This window comes from Fictibacillus sp. NPDC058756 (genome assembly GCF_042746035.1).
GTDB lineage: Bacteria > Bacillota > Bacilli > Bacillales > Fictibacillaceae > Fictibacillus.
In genome coordinates this window covers 1,641,999-1,659,478 of sequence record NZ_JBHYPU010000001.1, presented here as the reverse complement: position 1 = coordinate 1,659,478, position 17,480 = coordinate 1,641,999, and the positions used below count along the sequence as shown (strand labels likewise).

General features: G+C 38.6%; 20 protein-coding genes. All 20 read right to left on the bottom strand.

Annotated elements, in window-relative coordinates; genetic code table 11:
• Nucleotides 1-13 precede the first annotated feature (13 nt).
• The gene (locus ACFW35_RS08365) at nt 14-565 is read right to left on the bottom strand and encodes a ReoY family proteolytic degradation factor (RefSeq protein WP_066290437.1); all 552 of its coding nucleotides are present in this window, start codon (nt 563-565) and stop codon (nt 14-16) included.
• Between the two features lie 90 nt (nt 566-655).
• Complete coding sequence (locus ACFW35_RS08360; protein ID WP_379845015.1) at nt 656-1,909, bottom strand: tetratricopeptide repeat protein; 1,254 nt, start codon at nt 1,907-1,909, stop codon at nt 656-658.
• 38 nt (nt 1,910-1,947) lie between these two features.
• A complete protein-coding gene (locus ACFW35_RS08355) occupies nt 1,948-2,820 on the bottom strand; it encodes a hypothetical protein (protein WP_379845014.1) in 873 nt (290 codons plus the stop codon).
• A 486-nt stretch (nt 2,821-3,306) separates the two neighbouring features.
• On the bottom strand, nt 3,307-4,410 hold the full coding sequence (gene hisC, locus ACFW35_RS08350; RefSeq protein ID WP_379845013.1) for a histidinol-phosphate transaminase: 1,104 nt from the start codon (nt 4,408-4,410) through the stop codon (nt 3,307-3,309).
• Between the two features lie 15 nt (nt 4,411-4,425).
• Nucleotides 4,426-5,232, bottom strand: a complete 807-nt coding sequence (gene trpA / locus ACFW35_RS08345) for a tryptophan synthase subunit alpha (RefSeq protein WP_379845011.1) — start codon at nt 5,230-5,232, stop codon at nt 4,426-4,428.
• On the bottom strand, nt 5,225-6,433 hold the full coding sequence (trpB, locus tag ACFW35_RS08340; RefSeq protein WP_379845009.1) for a tryptophan synthase subunit beta: 1,209 nt from the start codon (nt 6,431-6,433) through the stop codon (nt 5,225-5,227). The genes trpA and trpB overlap by 8 nt, the downstream gene beginning before the upstream one ends.
• Complete coding sequence (locus tag ACFW35_RS08335; protein ID WP_379845008.1) at nt 6,411-7,055, bottom strand: phosphoribosylanthranilate isomerase; 645 nt, start codon at nt 7,053-7,055, stop codon at nt 6,411-6,413. The genes trpB and ACFW35_RS08335 overlap by 23 nt, the downstream gene beginning before the upstream one ends.
• Entirely contained in the window at nt 7,045-7,821 is a 777-nt protein-coding gene (gene trpC, locus ACFW35_RS08330; protein ID WP_379845006.1) for an indole-3-glycerol phosphate synthase TrpC, read from the bottom strand. Before trpC ends, ACFW35_RS08335 begins: the two co-directional genes overlap by 11 nt.
• Entirely contained in the window at nt 7,811-8,839 is a 1,029-nt protein-coding gene (gene trpD, locus ACFW35_RS08325; protein WP_379845004.1) for an anthranilate phosphoribosyltransferase, read from the bottom strand. Before trpD ends, trpC begins: the two co-directional genes overlap by 11 nt.
• A 368-nt stretch (nt 8,840-9,207) precedes the next feature.
• Entirely contained in the window at nt 9,208-9,981 is a 774-nt protein-coding gene (locus ACFW35_RS08320; RefSeq protein ID WP_379845002.1) for a CheR family methyltransferase, read from the bottom strand.
• Nucleotides 9,982-10,425: 444 nt separating this feature from the next.
• A complete protein-coding gene (gene ndk, locus ACFW35_RS08315) occupies nt 10,426-10,869 on the bottom strand; it encodes a nucleoside-diphosphate kinase (protein ID WP_066290459.1) in 444 nt (147 codons plus the stop codon).
• 89 nt (nt 10,870-10,958) lie between these two features.
• The gene (gene hepT, locus ACFW35_RS08310) at nt 10,959-11,924 is read right to left on the bottom strand and encodes a heptaprenyl diphosphate synthase component II (RefSeq protein WP_379845001.1); all 966 of its coding nucleotides are present in this window, start codon (nt 11,922-11,924) and stop codon (nt 10,959-10,961) included.
• 22 nt (nt 11,925-11,946) lie between these two features.
• On the bottom strand, nt 11,947-12,774 hold the full coding sequence (locus tag ACFW35_RS08305; RefSeq protein WP_379844999.1) for a menaquinone biosynthetic enzyme MqnA/MqnD family protein: 828 nt from the start codon (nt 12,772-12,774) through the stop codon (nt 11,947-11,949).
• 6 nt (nt 12,775-12,780) lie between these two features.
• Entirely contained in the window at nt 12,781-13,371 is a 591-nt protein-coding gene (locus ACFW35_RS08300) for a UbiX family flavin prenyltransferase (RefSeq protein ID WP_379844997.1), read from the bottom strand.
• The gene (locus tag ACFW35_RS08295) at nt 13,368-14,231 is read right to left on the bottom strand and encodes a UbiA-like polyprenyltransferase (RefSeq protein WP_379844996.1); all 864 of its coding nucleotides are present in this window, start codon (nt 14,229-14,231) and stop codon (nt 13,368-13,370) included. The genes ACFW35_RS08300 and ACFW35_RS08295 overlap by 4 nt, the downstream gene beginning before the upstream one ends.
• Before the next feature lie 16 nt (nt 14,232-14,247).
• Nucleotides 14,248-14,952, bottom strand: coding sequence for a demethylmenaquinone methyltransferase (locus ACFW35_RS08290; protein WP_379844994.1), 705 nt, complete (start codon nt 14,950-14,952; stop codon nt 14,248-14,250).
• 4 nt (nt 14,953-14,956) lie between these two features.
• On the bottom strand, nt 14,957-15,664 hold the full coding sequence (locus ACFW35_RS08285; RefSeq protein WP_379844993.1) for a heptaprenyl diphosphate synthase component 1: 708 nt from the start codon (nt 15,662-15,664) through the stop codon (nt 14,957-14,959).
• Between the two features lie 182 nt (nt 15,665-15,846).
• Nucleotides 15,847-16,065, bottom strand: coding sequence for a trp RNA-binding attenuation protein MtrB (gene mtrB / locus ACFW35_RS08280; RefSeq protein WP_066241872.1), 219 nt, complete (start codon nt 16,063-16,065; stop codon nt 15,847-15,849).
• 15 nt (nt 16,066-16,080) lie between these two features.
• Nucleotides 16,081-16,647 (bottom strand): GTP cyclohydrolase I FolE, encoded by a 567-nt coding sequence (gene folE / locus ACFW35_RS08275; protein ID WP_066290471.1) that lies wholly within the window; start codon nt 16,645-16,647, stop codon nt 16,081-16,083.
• A gap of 262 nt (nt 16,648-16,909) precedes the next feature.
• Nucleotides 16,910-17,182 carry an HU family DNA-binding protein gene (locus tag ACFW35_RS08270; RefSeq protein WP_066290474.1) on the bottom strand — a complete coding sequence of 91 codons (273 nt, stop codon included), beginning with the start codon at nt 17,180-17,182 and terminating at the stop codon, nt 16,910-16,912.
• Nucleotides 17,183-17,480: the final 298 nt, after the last annotated feature.

The window sequence follows — 17,480 nt, the reverse complement described above, 5'->3', positions numbered from 1 at the left end:
CATCCTTTTACATTTAAGATGGCTGTTTTTCAAGATTCTTAAGCTCTGTTGTCCACTTGGTAAAACTATCATAATCTTTTTGATCTAATGCTTCATCGATCTTAGCCATAATATCGTTTTTACGGTAAGTTTCAATAGACTTTTCGAGAATCATCTCAGCCCATATGCCGTACTTTTTGTCCATTGACATATTTTGAGGCAGGTGCGGGTTCTCTTCAAGTACTGAGGCATACTCAGGTGTAAGTCTCGAAGCATTAAAGTTGAGCTCCAAATAAATTTCTTCTTCCTGATTTAAACGAATATCATGGAAAGACTTTTCTGCATCCGTTGTTAAAACATTTTGTTTGTAAAAACGGAATGGAACACCATCTGTACATTGAGTAGACATGATAATAGCTTTAGGACAATACTCTGCTTTTTCAACAAAATGAACTTTTTCCATCAGCTGGTCATCACTGACTAAATAATTTAAAAGCCAAACACATTCGCGCTTCTTTAACTGATAATGATTAAGGAACCATTTGATAAAATCCTTCTTTTCAAGGACCGAAACGGTGCTGCTCATTGCAATCCCCCCATCATTCAAAAACACGTCTTATTTATAATATTTATATTCTCTCATTGCTTTTAAAATCCTTCTTTGCTTCAGAAAGTTTTAAAATTCTTCCAATCTGTTTAAAACATCCTCAATATCCGCTCTTTCAGGATTCATTGTAAGCAAAATCTTCATTATATTTTTAGCTTCTTCCTGTTTACCTTCTTCTAATAAATAATAAGCATATTCTTCTAAAAACACGGGATCATCCTGAAAAAGATGTGCAGCTTTTTCATACCATATTAAAGCTTCTTTAAAATCTTCTGTTTCTTTATTAGCGGTGGCAAGATGCCAATACATAAGAGGAATTTCTTCTTTTGTTTCCGTAAGCGGCTTGTAGAGGCTTATAATATCTTCAAATCTCTCCTCGCGTAAATATTGATCACCTAAGCGCAGCAGAGGCTCAATAAGGGCAGGATTTAATTCGAGTGCTTTCTTTACCCATTCTTCACCTTGATCTGGGTTATGCATCTTATAAGCGAGTCTTGCAGCCTGCAAGTATATATTTTCATTATGTTCATCTCTTTTCAAGCCATCTTGTATAACTTGGTACGCCTCATCCAATGCTCCTTCTTCCTCATAAGATTCAGAAAGAACGCTGTATAATGTCGTATAATCCGGATCCATATCTTTCAATTCTTCTAGAGCTGAAATGGCTTCTTTAAATTCACCTGCTTTAAAAGCAGTAACTCCATAACCAAACAAGCTATATAAATCTTTATGATGGTCAAGTCCTTTTCTGTATAACGGAAGTGATTCCTCAAATTTTCCCGAACGGCTCAATGCCTCTGCATATTTTAATGGAAGATCTTCGATTTCAGCATTATTATCTGTGGCTTTTTGAAAAAGCGGCAGACTTGAATCGAACTTTCCTTGTCTTAAATAAAAATCTCCCAATGCATATGAAAGTATAGGGTGTTCGGTATCTTTTTGTTGTGCGTCCTTTAATTTTCGTTCTGCAACTTCAGTTAAACCCATTCCTTCATAAAGGTCTGCTTGAAGAATTAATGCCCTTAAATACTCATCGTCATTCTTATCAACCTGCTCTAAATAATTTATTGCTTCTTCATCCATACCTTCATCCAAACAGCATTCAGCAATGGATACAAGAAGCTCTCCGTCTCCAGGGTATTTCTTCAGCAAGTTTTTTAGCATGTTCATAGCTTTTGAAGTGTGTCCCCAATCCAGATATACTTCAGCAATCTCAAATTGTTCTGCATCGTTTGCATTTTGTGCTAATTCTTCTAATAGAGACATGCCTTTTTCTACATCTCCATGTACTACGAGTCTAATCGCATCTTGGATTGTGTTCAATACATAAAACCCCTTTATCCCATGTTTTCTTGTGCCTATTATACACGAGAAATAGAAGATTCTCCAAAACGACGGGGCTGAGTTATAATAATTTGTTTTCCATAACCCTGTTTCTTTTCTATATTTTTATCAGAATAGACGATAGTACCTCTTACAATTACTGACCTAATCTTTTCTTCAAAGCCTTCTGTTGAGATCAAACAATAATCTGCATCACTGCCAGAGAATAGTCCGCCTTTTTGAGGATATATTCCGAGCATCTTTAAAAAGGGAAGCGGAAGCGGCTCATCTTCGCTCAATTCCTTATAAAGAGTGGGTATCTGCATCTTAGCTGAAAGATCGTTCCATTTTTTGTGCCATATTTTTTTCTTCTTATCTTCTATATCTAAAGGAAATTTCGGAAAGATGACAGTACCATACGGAAAATTAGCTTCTCTGATCCTTTCCCATACTACGCGTGTCAGCTGACTGAAATCATCACAGATCAACTCAATAAAAGGGATCATTTTCTGTTTACAATAACGGACGATATTTGGCGTGATTTTTTCTGGTGATAGAGAGAGACCGATGCAATAATCGATTGAACTTGATATAAGCAGGTGCCGGGTTCTTTTTAATTCGTGTTCAGCTTCGTGGAGATAGTCGATCCTGGCTGAAGTTAATAATGTAGTTGTGCCGCGCTGTGTTTTCTCAACTGTCCATTTCCTAACATCCTCAACGGTCATTTTATTGATAGACATTAGCGGCGTAATATGACCGGGTATCATCTTAAAACCATGCATCGACATTCTCATGACATTCATTCTAAGAGGCCCTTGTGATACATATGATATTTTTTGAGAATCTACAAGATAAGAAAGTACTGTATTTGTACCAAGCGATTCTAAAGGGCGCTCAATAATATACCGCATAGCTCGCCTCCTTTTATCTCTTTAAGACAAGCTATGATTCTATTATAAAATATATGATAAAAGGAGGCTTATTTCTAAAGGCTGTTTTTGCAAACTTTTTAGCTCTTGTAAGTAGTTGATTTCCGCACCAGGTTGCTTCGCTTTCCGCGGGGCGTGCGGTGAGCCCCTTGCTGCTTTGCACCATTAAGGGTCTCACCTGACCGCTCGTCCCGCAGGAGTCTCGCACCTTCCACTCCAACCAACTAGTCCATGTAGAAAAAACAAAATAACCAAATACAACAACCCTAAGAAAAGAGCTTTAAATAAATTGAGGAAAAATAAACAAAAAAAGTCCTGACATGTAAGCGTTGTCAGGAAAGAATAATATGGATAGGAGTGGAGAGAAACCATATTAACTACATTATAAATAGAGTATTCTGAAAATGCAATACTTTTTTGAAAATTATGAAAATAGCCCGAGTATCTGATCGATATCGGGCTGAAAAATCAGTTCACACTTTCCACAAGGGATTCTATATAAGCTTCGAGATGTCCAATTATTTCTTTGTTATGTTCTTCTTCACCTATTGTGATTCGAATCATTGTTGGAAAACCGAGCGCACTTCCTGAACGGACAATATAGCCTTTCTTTAACAGATAATTAAAAGCTGAATCCGCGTCCGATTTTACATCAAGCAATATAAAATTAGCCTCTGAAGGGTAGAAAAGAAGGTCTTTTCTTTCACAGAAAGAATAGAAGAGTTCGAGGCCCTCCCTGTTCTTTTGTCTACACTCAGTGATAAAACCCTCGTCCTCCAGTGCGCCTAATGCTGCTGCTTGAGCAAGCCTTGATGTATTAAATGGTTCTCGGGCAGGCTCAATGCCTTTAATAATAGCTCTATCGGCTATACCGTATCCTATTCGCAGCGCAGCTAGTCCATGTGCTTTAGAAAACGTACGCAGAATTACCAGATTAGGATAATTCTTTAAATAATCAATGGTATTAGGATAATCATTTGCCGAAACATATTCGAAGTATGCTTCATCACTAACCACAATGACATCAGAAGGAACCTTTTTCATAAATTGAACAAAATCATTTTCGGGTATATAGTTCCCCGTAGGATTGTTCGGATTACAAAGCCATACGATCTTTGTCTGGTGATCAATTTCTTCAAGCATTGAATCTAAATCATGGTTGCCGTTAATTAACGGCACCTCTCTTATTTCTGCTCCTTCAATTACTGCATTGTGGCGGTATTGAGGAAAAGTGGGAGCAGCCATTACGGTGTTTGTTTCAGGAGATAAATAAGCTCGGGAAAGAATTTGAACAACTTCATCTGAACCATTTCCAAAAATAAGCTGTTCTTGTTTTACTCCTAAATAACCAGATAATTTTTCTCTAATCTCAGCTGCATATCCATCCGGATAAACTTGAAGATTTGAAAGTTCTTCTGTTATCTTATCTTTGGCTAATTTAGAACATCCATATGGATTCTCATTGGAAGCGAGTTTGACTATTTTTTCTAATCCTAACTCACGCTTTACTTCCTCAACGGGTTTACCTGGTTTGTATGGCTGTAATGATAACAACTGATCTTTCGGCTGCATTTTCCCACTCCTTTTTTAACGGCTATAAACAGGCAGCAACGATTCTACATACTGTTTAAACTCTCTAATAGCTTCTTCTCTGTTATTAATAAGCTCATTCTCCAGCGATTCAATCTTCTTAACGATGGCGCTTCCTACGATAAATCCATCACTTGTTCCTTCGAATTGTTCGATTTGATTTCTTTTCGACAATCCAAATCCTACTAAAACAGGAACAGCAGCATTTTCTTTAGCAGCTCTTAGAAAATCGTTCAATCCATCACGGAATTCACTTCTGACTCCAGTCACTCCAAGTGAAGAAATGCAATATAAAAAACCTTCTGCTTCTTTTGAAAGTTTTTTAAGCTTTTCTTTATGTGTAGTCGGAGCTACTAATGAGATCAAAGCGAGGTGATGAGCTGAGCACATTTCTTTTAGGTAAGAGCTTTCTTCATAAGGAAGATCTGGCACTAAAATGCCGTCAACGCCACATTCTTCTGCTAGCGTCATGAAGCGATTTTCTCCTAATTGTAACAAAAGATTATAATAAGTAAAGATGATTATGGGAATCTTCAAGCCTTTTTCCCGCAGCTTTGAGACGAGATTAATCGTTTTCTCCAGGTTCATTTTCTGCTTTAATCCCCTCATGCCTGCCCGCTGGATAACCGGTCCGTCAGCCAGAGGATCTGAATAGGGTACGCCAAGTTCCAAGGCTGCTGCACCGCAATCTTCTAATGCTAAAGAAAGTTCTATTGTAGCCTCTTCACACGGGTCTCCTGCCATTATATAAGGAACGAATCGATAATCAGCCGAATTTTGAAAAGCTGTCCATCTCTTATTCATGCTGATTCCCTCCTTCGGCTTTTTCCATGAGTGTATGAACATCCTTGTCCCCTCTGCCCGATAGGCAGACTACTACTGCTTCATCTTTGTTCATATTCTTTGCAAGTTTAAGGCTGTACGCTACCGCATGGGCACTCTCTAGCGCACATAGGATGCCTTCATTCAAGCATAGAGACTTTAATGCTTCTAAAGATTCTTGGTCGGTTACAGCTTCATACTTTACCCTTCCGGTTTCATGAAGATAAGCATGTTCAGGACCGATTCCTGGATAGTCCAATCCTGCAGAAATCGAATAAGGCTCTGTAATCTGCCCTTCTTCTGATTGGAGCAGTTTTGTAAGGGATCCATGTATCACGCCGTTTGTCCCCTTTGATAATGTAGCTGCATGCTGATTCGTTTCTATTCCTTTCCCTGCAGCTTCTATACCAAAAAGAGGAACATCTTTTTGGATAAATGGTGCAAACATTCCGATGGCATTACTACCTCCGCCGACACACGCAACAACTGCGTCTGGTAAGGTCCCGTCATTTTCCCGGGTAAACTGATCCATCGTTTCAAAACCGATTACCTGCTGAAAATTCTTCACCATTTTAGGATAAGGATGCGGACCGACAGCTGAACCGATAAGATAAAACGTATCTTCAACAGATGCCACCCATTCCCTGATCGCTTCATTAGTAGCGTCTTTTAGCGTTTGACTTCCGCTAGTTACCTCGATTACTTCTGCACCTAGAAGTTTCATACGAAAAACATTCAACGCCTGCCTTCTTATATCCTCTTTTCCCATATATACTTTGCAGGAAAGGCCATATTTAGCGGCTACGGTCGCTGCGGCAACTCCATGCTGTCCTGCTCCTGTTTCAGCAATGATTTTTTTCTTGCCCATCCTAACCGCTAAGAGTGCTTGTCCGATGGCATTATTTATTTTATGAGCCCCTGTGTGATTAAGATCTTCACGTTTCAGATAGATCTTTGCACCTCCATTAACCTCACTCAATCGTTCAGCTAAGGTTAGAGGAGTTGGTCTTCCTGAATAAACAGCAAGTTCGTTTTGAAATTGCTCCTGAAACTCCTTGTCTTTCATAGCTTCTTCAAATGCTTCTTCAAGTTCTTCAAGTGCAAACATGATTGTTTCAGGTACATATTTTCCGCCAAAGTCACCATATCTTCCTCGGTGATCAGGTACGATTTGTGCTGACATGTGAAATCATCCTTTCCAGTTCTTTTATCCGTTGACTGCTTTTTTTCCCCTCGTATTCTATGCCTCCGCTAAGATCAACCCCATATGGATTAAAATCTAGCAAGGAATTGATGTTTTCCGGATTGATCCCGCCTGCTATAAAACATGGAACATTTTCTTTTTTTGCCTCTTTTAAGATTGCCGGCACCTGAGTCCAGGAAAACGAAATCCCAGTACCTCCAAATTGCCCTTTCGATACAGAGTCAACTACAATTGCATCCGCATACTTTGCATATACAGCAATCTGTTCAGAGATCGTGTCACTATAAGGAATTGCTTTATAGACTAGCTTTTTTGTACGTTTCTTCAGATTAATAATCGTACTAACCGATTCATTTCCATGGCATTGGATAATATCAAGCGGAACTTCTTTTGCCGCCGAAACCATCTCTTCTATTGAACTGTTCTGAAATACACCTGCTAAAAGTTTTCGTTTTTCATGGAAACCAACCCATGACGAGACTTCTTCAGGGGTTACCTTTCTTTTGCTTTCAGCAAAAACAAATCCAATAATATCAGCTCTAGATGAAGAAAGAAGCTTGTAGTCATCCTCTGACTGGCAGCCGCAATATTTAACGTACATTACCATAGATCTCCGTTATTTTCTTTTCAATAGAAGCAGCACGCATAAGTGATTCCCCTATCAGCATTCCGTTCACACCATGATCTGAGAGACTTTTCACATCAGTACCCGATTTAATTCCGCTTTCACTGATCACTATTGTTTCTTTTTTTATATAGGGAAGCAGCGAAAAGGTGTGATTGATGCTAGTAGTAAAGTTTTTTAAGTCACGGTTGTTTATGCCGATCATCAAAGGGTTACAAACTTCATAGACTTGATCAATCTCCTCTTTCGTGTGGACTTCTACTAAGCACTCAAGACCGCATTCTTCTGCAAATTTATGAAGTGCTTTTAACTTTTCTTTCGTTAAGCAAGCTGCAATCAGCAATATTGCATCTGCTCCATGTTCAACACTCTCAATAATTTGCCTTTCATCGATTATAAAATCTTTTCTTAGCAACGGAATGGAAACATGCTTTCGAATTTCTTTTAAATATTTAAGGCTTCCCTGAAAGAACTCAGTATCTGTTAGAACCGATAAGCAAGCTGCTCCAGCCTCTTCATACTCTTTAGCAATGCTTACAGGATTAAAATTTTCTTTAATAATTCCTTTGGATGGTGAAGCTTTCTTCACTTCAGCAATCAATGCTGGCTTATTTTCAGATCTAAGCAGATTCAAAGCAAAGGGACGATGGTCTTTTTCAATAAAATTTAAATTCGCTGATCTCGTGATCGGAGGAAGAACATCGATCTCTTTTTCTTTATGCTGGATTATTTTAGTTAACAAGAGCTTTCTCCTCCTCTTTATTAATTGATAATAGATGTTTATATGCTTTGCCTGATCTCAGGCAGTTCTCTATCACTTCAACGCCTTCCCTGATTCTATTAACACGGTTGGATGCAAATAATGCTGCTGCCGCATTTAGGATCACGATATTTTTTGCTGATTCATTTCCTTGACCTTTTAATATTGAAATAATTAATTCTGCACTTTCTTGCTTATCATTTACAGTAATATCTTTTAATGAACCTCTTTTCAGCCCAGCTTCTTCAGGTGTATATGAAAAGTCCGCAATTTCTCCGTTTTCAACTAAAAACATTTTTGTTTCCCCGGTAATCGAGCATTCATCCAGCCCATCTTTCCCTGTGACTAAAAGTGCTTTCTTAATACCGAGTATTTTAATAGCTTCTGCCATCGCTGCAGCAGCATTTTCATCACTTACACCAATCAGCTGATAGGATGGCGACATCGGGTTTACTAACGGACCAATTATATTAAAAATAGTCCTAAAAGATAGCTGCCGCCTTATGTGAGCGACTTTTTTCAATGATGGATGAAAATAAGGTGCATGTAAAAATGCAATGTCATGTTTATTTAACTGCAAATTTGCTTCATAACTGTTTGTTGCCACTTTAATTCCTAGAGCTTCTAATACATCAGAACTTCCGCTTTTGGATGTGACGGCTTTATTGCCATGCTTTGCTACTTTGATGCCAAGAGAAGACAAGATGATGCTGACTGCAGTAGATATATTAAAGGTGGATGCTCCATCCCCGCCCGTTCCGCATGTATCCATAATTTCATCTGAGCATTTTCTGCTGACCTGTTTTGAAAGTTTTCGAATCGCCTTTACAAAACCTGTGATTTCTTCAGCGGTCTCACCGCGATAGCTCATTATACTAAGAATAGAAATGGCTTCTGCATCAGTAACTCGTCCATTAACGAGGCTTTCCATAAAATAAAAGGCTTCATTCTCTGTCATCGTTTCATTTTTTACTAATTTTTTATTAAGTGATTGAATCATAAGAACACCCCTTTAAACGTTTTGTTTTGTTCTGCTATGAGAAAAAACAATCGTTCAAGGCGGGTTATGAAAGGATAATATCATAAAGTACACCTCCGCAGATTACGGAGAGTGAGGGGGTTTATAAGAGGACGATTCATTTATGGACCACGTACTCCTTAATAAAAAGGATACAAAAAAGCCATGCAGAAATAACCCGCATGGCATATGTACGTTTCCATTCTCGGCTCTGCTCCACTCAAACTCTCTCAACTTGTCTCAACTAAGCTCTAAATACTCTAAACTATTGCTCTAAACTTATCAGTTACATTAAACCATTCATTTTAATCTGTCAACTATAAGAAATTGAAATCCATATAATAAATTATTTATTTTTTTCTGTAAAAAAATGGTTCCTCTGATTCTAATCCGTACAAACCAGGATTAAAGATCTGTTCGGTGCTTCCTACAAATAATACTCCACCTGGACGCAGTGCTTTACTGAATTTTTCATATAAAACAGCTTTTGCTTCTTCTGTGAAATAAATCATCACATTCCGGCAGACGATTAAATCAAAGTCTTTCCCGAATGGATCGGAAAGAAGGTTTTGTTTTCTGAATGTTACATGTTTTTTTATGTCGTCACTTACTTTTAAACCGAGTTCCTGCATTGAAAAATAACGCTTTTTTTTCACATTTGGGACATCTTGCACAGCTTTTTCAAAGTAAAAACCGTTTTTTGCGTGTTCTAAAACTTGTTCATCTAAATCTGTCGCCAAAATAGAAAAGTTGGTGATCCCTTTAAATTCAGAAAGCATCATCGAAAGCGTATATGGCTCTTCCCCTGTCGAACATGCTGCACTCCATACTTTTAAAGATAAACGATCATCTAAGAGCCTCGGCAAGATTTTTTGTTCAAGCACTTCCCAGCGAGAAGGATTTCTATAGAACTCAGAAACATTGATTGTCATTCTGTCTAAAAATTCTTCCAGCATATTTCTGTCATTTGATAACGACTTATAATAGTCAGAAAAGGAATCGAAAGATCTCTTTTCTCTTAACGCGATCAGCCGCCGTTTCATTTGTGCTTCTTTATATTTTGAAAGATCAATTCCCGTCTTTAGCAAAATGTTCTTTTTAAATCCTTCGTAGTCCAAGTCCATATATTTCTCTCCCGCTAGTCATATGCTGCTTTGTTCACGATTCATATCCCTTATATCGGCTGACTTTAAACTTTCTTCATAAAAGAACATTTCTAAAAGATTGTTGCCTAAGATTAATTTTTGTTCACTTCATTGATAAGTTGATTGGAGTGCAAGGTGCGTGCCTGCCACATGAAAAGCTTCTCGCTAGGCATGCGACGAGGAGGCTCACTTCGATAGCATTTACTTGTAGACGCAGGAGCAAGAATACTTCTCTGAAGCGGCACAGGTGAGACTTCCAATGGCGCAAAGCGCCGGGAAGGCTCACCGCTCGCCCCGCGGAAAGCGAGTACCTGGAGCGGAAAGCAACACTTCTAATAACTACAGGGGTTTGTGACAAAAGTCTGATAAATAAAAAACCGGCGCAACGGCCGGCTAAAACGCTTTCATTTTTACATAAAAAAATTAAATCCAAACAGAAACAGCTTTATCGTAAGAAACTAGTTCTTCTTCTTTAAAGAATAATCCGATTTCGCGCTCTGCGCTTTCAGCAGAATCTGAACCGTGGATGATATTGTTGCTTACTTGTACTGCATAATCACCGCGGATTGAACCAGGAGCTGCTTCAGCAGGGTTCGTTTTGCCCATCATGTTACGAGCAGTTAAGATAACGTCTTTACCTTCCCAAACCATTGCAAATACAGGTCCAGAAGTAATAAAATCTACAAGCTCTCCAAAGAACGGACGCTCTTTGTGCTCACCATAATGTTCTTTTGCAAGATCCTCAGAAATGTTCATTAGTTTCGCACCAACTAGCTGAAAACCTTTCTTTTCAAAACGGGATACGATTTCTCCGATTAACGCACGTTGAACGCCATCTGGTTTAACCATTAAAAACGTTTTTTCCATGTATTCCCTCTCCTATCATCTATGTATAGTATATGTGGGACAAGTTCCCCAGAGAAATCGTACCAAAAATTTTAAAAATTAGCAATGGCTCAAAATTTCCGGCCAGCAATATAATCTGCTACTTTCAGCAAGCTGTCTCTTGCATCCGTATCAGGTAAAGACCGTGCCGCCTTTTTAGCACGATTCAGGTACTTTTCGGAGATTCGGGAGGCATACTCAATTCCGCCAAGTCTTTTAATATCTTTTAATAGCTCTGCAAGCAGCTCAGAATCTTTATTTTGATAATACAGATTCAGCTTTTCTTTAACTTCAGGATATTCGCAGATCGTGAATAAAGCCGGAAGTGTTATGTTTCCTTGCTTTAAATCACTTCCTGCAGGTTTTCCAAGCTGTTTTTCTGATGCTGTAAAGTCTAAGATATCATCCGTAATCTGAAAAGCCATTCCAACACAATAGCCAAACTCATATAGCATTTTCTGAAGGGAAACATCCGCTTTTGATGTGATCGCTCCTAATTGACAGCTTAAAGCAATCAGCAATGCCGTCTTACGTTTGATCCGCTTAAAATATTTTCTTATGTTCTGATCGGTATCAAATTGTTCGTTAATCTGTTCTATCTCGCCTAGACACATCTCTTTCATTCCTTGGGCCAGAATCTGATGTGCACGTGGAATATCGATATCCGTCATTAACTTTAGAGCAGAAGCAAAAATATAATCACCCGTGTACATGGCGATTTTACTATCATACTTTGCCTTTACCGTCTCTCTTCCTCTTCTCATGTCAGCATCATCTACAACATCATCATGGACAAGAGAGGCCATGTGGATTAACTCTAATGCTGCTGCAGGCTTTTTTACATGGTTGATGTTATATGTACCAAACTGAGCGGAAAGCAGAACAAATACAGGGCGGATTCTTTTTCCCCCTGCTTTTAATAACTCCATGCCTGCTGTATGAATCATAGGCTGGTCAGAACTAACCGACACCGCGAGCTGATCTTCTATTTGCTGTAAATCTTTTTTTAAAAATGAGTATAAGTCTTTTAACTTCACTTTTATTTCACCCTATCGCCCGTTACTTATACGAAAACTTTAAGATAGAGGGTATTGTCTGCAACAATCCGCACTCTTTAGCAAGCTGAAAATAAACACTTAGACCTTTTTCATGTTCGCCATTAAACCCATAATTTAACCCATTAAAATATGATTCCCAAAAGTCAAAAGTTCCGCCATGCTCCATTACTGCACGTTCAACAACAGGTGCGAAATTTTCTCGGAGACAGCGCTCTTTGCTCTCAGTCATACTTTGACCAACATAAGAGAGCAATTCTCTCTTTTCTGTTTCCATCTCTTTACGATAGGCCATCACAGCAAAAACCATCGGAAGTCCTGTTTCTTGATACCAGATTTCTCCAAGGTCATACACATGATACCTTCCGTTCTTTCTTTTGGCTGAAATTGCATCATCACCAATCAGGAGACAAGCATCATATAGCTCCATCATTTTTTCGAAATGCGGTGTTTCCACTTCGAAAGTAGGCTCAATTCTGTAAAATTGCTGCGTGATGATCTTTAATAAGGCAACAGATGTTTCAGAGCTGGACGTCAAAGCAACCTTTTTTCCGCCTAACTCTTCTAACCGGTATTTCGAAAACAAAAAGATAGAATTGACTTTTCCGAAAGCAGAAACTGACAAGTCTGGGATAATGCTATAACGTTCTGCATTTTTTCCAAAAGAAAAAGAGGAAATCCCTCCAATGTCTACCTTTTTTTCTTCCATCAGCCGGTTAATTCTAGAAGGAACGGCATCTGTTATTGATACACCGTTCTCCTTTAATCGTTCTCTATCCAAATAAAAATATAGGGGTATGATGTTTGTATAGCTTATTTCCCCAATGTTCATAATCTATCAGTCTCCCCAGCGTGTAAACAATTCATGGTGAACACCTAAGTTATCCAAGACTTTCCCTACAAGGAAATTTACTAAATCGTCCATCGACTTAGGCAGATGATAAAAACCAGGCATGGCTGGAACGATCTTACCACCAGCGTCAGTAACTTTGATCATATTTTCCAGGTGAATCTTATGGAGCGGAGTTTCTCTTGGAACTAAGATGAGCTTTCTGCTTTCTTTCAGCATAACATCTGCCGTACGCTCCAACAGATTGCCAGAAGCTCCATGCGCTATCCCTGACAAAGTACCCATTGAACAAGGTATGATAACCATTCCGTCATTCTGATAAGATCCGCTAGCGATAGGCGCATTAAAATCGCGCAGCGTATGATAATGGAAGCGTTCACTGCCAAATGAAGCAAAGTGTTCTTCCAAGCAAGCTTCCCGGTCCTCAGTATCCCAAAGAAGCTCTTCTCTAAAGACTTGCCATCCTGCTTCAGTCACAACAAGATGCACTTTGTGTCCGCTCTTCAGAATTTCCTGTACAAGTCTAATACCATATACAGCACCGCTGGCACCGGTAATTCCTATTGTAATAGTTTTCATAATAAAAGGTCCCCTATTGAAAAAATAAACATAACAACACTTAAAACACCGTTCATCGTAAAGAAAGCAACATCTAGCTTTGATAGATCATGGGGCTTTACCAATGAATGTTCATATACCATGATAGCACCTGAAATAAAGACGCCGAGGTAATAAATCCACCCCATCCCTGACACTGCACCAAGTGTAATGAAAGCTATGAAACTAGCAGCATGAAGCCACCTGGCAGTAATCAGCCCTTTTGCAATGCCAAATGCAGATGGAATAGAATATAGGCCATGTGACTTGTCATATTCCGCATCCTGTGTTGCATAAATCACATCAAAACCTGCCGTCCAAAAAAGCACACCGAAAAACAATAGAAATGCTTCCTGACTTAATGTACCTGTTGCACCAACCCATCCGCCGAGGGGCGCGAGTGCAATTGTAATCCCAAGGACAATGTGGCACAGATAAGTAAAACGTTTCGTATAAGAGTAAATAACAAGAAAAAAGACAGCAAGCGGAAGCAGCTTTACAGAAAGTGCATTAAGCTGGTAAGCACTAAATAGCAATAACGCTAGAGACACTGCGATAAATAAGTATACTTCACCTATTTTTAAAAGTTTTGCAGGAATAACACGAGTCTTTGTTCTAGGATTTGCTTCATCAATCTCTGAATCTATCGCCCGGTTCAGGGCCATTGCAGAACTTCTTGCACCAACCATAGCTAACGTAATCCATACCCATTCAGATAGCGAGGGCATGGTTCCTTCTTCAACAAGGCTCCCCATTATTGCACCTAAATAGGCAAAAGGGAGAGCAAAAATGGTATGTTCAAACTTAATCATTTCTAAAATAATCTTAAATTTTTTCCACACACTTCAACGCTCTCTTCTATTGCGGTTTTTTACCTGTATGCATAGCAGCAGCGCCTAATGCATACGATTTTATTTCAACTTCGGTCAAACCAGATTTTTGAAAAAGATCTTTCAGTTCATCTTTTGTCAAAAAAGCTTCAGTTGATTCTTGCAGCCAAGAGTACTCTTGATAGCTTTTGGCGAACAGCTTTCCAAAGACAGGCATTATATACGTAAAGTAAAATTTGAAAATCTGTTTGAAAATTGGTACTGTCGTATGTGATGTTTCCAGGCAAACCACTCTTCCTCCTGGTTTCACTACTCTTGCCATTTCTTTAAGCGCCTGAAAATAGTCAGGTACGTTTCTGAGTCCAAAACCGATTGTTACAACATCAAAAGTGTTATCTTCAAAAGGCAGCTCCATTGCATTCCCATGTAAAAAAGCTACCTGGGGAAGAGAACGTTTCTTTAATTTCTCCCGTCCAACCTTCAACATGTTTTCACTAAAGTCCAGACCTGTTACATGACCGCTTTCACCTGCAGCTTCAGCAAGCGCAAATGTCCATTCTCCAGTTCCGCAGCAGACATCCAGACAATTGTCACCCGGTTTAACACTGATTCGTTTCATTGTGTCATTTCGCCATCTGTTATGCTGTTTGAAGCTGATCAAGTCGTTCATATAATCATATTGATCTGATATTTTTTCAAATACAGAGTGAACCCGTTCTTCTTTACTCAACATCGGATTAACCCTCTCCTAACAATAAGTCATTTTCAATACATTTATAAATGCTGCAGTCTTCCCGCTGGAAGACATGAGGCATCTCAACTCTTTTTTCTCGCAAATCTTTTTCACACGATTTTAAAAACACTAATTGATCCCCGTTCAACGACATTCTCTTTTCCTTGCTTTGATAGAGGGATATGAGAAGATAACGCTCTATGAACGGGATATACTTTTGCAGACCAAACGATTCTGCAGCTTTTATATACAATAAGCTTTCAATTTGACCTGCAGTTTTTATGTATTCCACACTGCTTTTTTTGATTTTAATTTGATGATGCATAGAAGATTTATGTTCATTTATTTTTTGGACAGCATTTGACAGCTTTGAAATCAAATCTAAATTTTCGCACCGGGATAATAACAGATAGTAAAGACTGCTAAAATAGTCGCCAGATAAAACAACGAGCTGCCTTCTCTTTTTATGTGAAGCAATGTCTTCATCGAGAATATCTTCATGCCGGTCAAGTGCAGATTGTATTAAAAGTATTGAACTAAAATATTCAGCTTCAACAGCTTCATCCAATTCAAGTTCACTAAGCAGACAGTACGCTATAAACACTTTCGCTTCATCAAAAACTGGAGGCTGCAGAAACTTATCGACATAACTATGCTGCATCAATAAAAGTGTATGCTGTTTTAAACGTTGAATTTTTTCCCTGTTGTTCATCATATACCTCCAAAGATACAGCGATATGCGCCTCACTATTATAACATAGTCGCCAATTATTTATGGATTCAATCGTTATTTCGGACATAAAGAAAACTAGGCTGCCCGCCTAGCCTATCCATCAGCATGTATTTATCAAACATTCCTGCCAACGGTAAGTTGATTGTACTTTTAAGCTTTTCTTATGATTCTGTATCTACTTCACCGTGCTTGGTGTAAATAACTGCTTTTCCTCTTACTTTTACAGCAGAAGTATGCTCGGTAAATTGCGCGATCATCACTTCACCCTTATCCAATTTTTCTGAGTGGTGAAATCGTGTTTCTGTTCCTCGGGTTAATCCAATTACATTTACACCATTTTCTTTAGCTTTTATAACAAAAAAGTCAAATTCTGATTTCATTATTGGAAACCCTCCTTAGTTTTTAATCAGGCTTAATACTTCTGCCCTTGCTGCTGCATCTTTTTCAAAAACACCTCTAACTGCAGAAGTAACAGTCATGGAACCAGGCTTTTTCACGCCGCGCATCGTCATACACATATGCTCTGCCTCGATAACAACAATAACACCATGCGGTTCAAGTGTTTCAAGCAGGCTGTTTGCAATCGTTGAAGTAATTCTTTCTTGCAGCTGCGGTCTTTTTGTTACAGCTTCCACTGCTCTGGCTAGTTTGCTCAGTCCAGTAACTTTACCGCCTTTTGGTATGTAACCTATGTGAGCCTTGCCAAAGAAAGGTACAAGGTGATGTTCACACATTGAATAAAAAGGTATATCTTTCACAAGTACTAATTCTTCGTGATCTTCTCCAAAAATAGTTGCAAAGTGCTCTTTTGGATCTTGGTTCAATCCTTGAAAGACTTCCTCATACATTTTTGCTACACGTTTCGGTGTATCTATTAAACCCTCTCTTTCAGGGTCTTCCCCAATAGCTTCAAGTATCATTTTTACTGCGGTTTCAATTTTCTCACGTTGTACTTCTGCCACGCTCTTTGTCCTCCAATTCCAATAACACAATAGCAAAATTTTAGCATACTGCTAAAAGAATAGCAAAAGGAGAAAACCCTTACAGCAGAAGTTGAAGATGAAGAGTTTAACAGTTTGATGTATTATGATCTGAATTGATTAAAAGAGAGCCTCGCTGATTAAATGAAATTTTAACTGCTAACAGTGATGCAGGTGATGACCTCATTTTGAACAATAAAAAAAGACCGTGAACGAATCACGGTCTTTTTGCCCTATGTATTAATTATTTAACAGCGTCCTTAAGGGCTTTCCCTGGTTTGAAAGCAGGAACTTTGCTTGCAGAGATTTCGATTTCTTGTCCAGTTTGCGGGTTGCGGCCTTTACGAGCTGCACGCTCACGAACTTCAAAGTTACCAAAACCGATAAGCTGCACCTTGCTTCCGCTTTGAAGAGTGCCAGTGATCGCTTCGAAAACAGCGTCAACTGCTTTAGATGCATCTTTCTTAGAAAGCTGAGCTTGCTCAGATACTGCGTTGATAAGATCAGTCTTGTTCATTCCATTCACCTCCTCTCAAGGAATTCTCTACAGGTATATCGGTAGTGAAATATTTTTTTAAAGTATTATTTTCATATGTAATATACAGGATTTTACTTATTTTATCTGTAACAAGCCTTATATTATACGATTCGTTTAAAGAATTCAATCTTTTTTCGACGTTTTTAGCGATTCAATCCTTAAATTTCCTTATTTTTTGACCTTTTTTTACAAAAAACGAGTTTAAAAGGTATAAAAGTCTACCTTTTTTTCCGAACCCTTTTTACTATTATTATCACGGAATCAAAATCTGTAATGT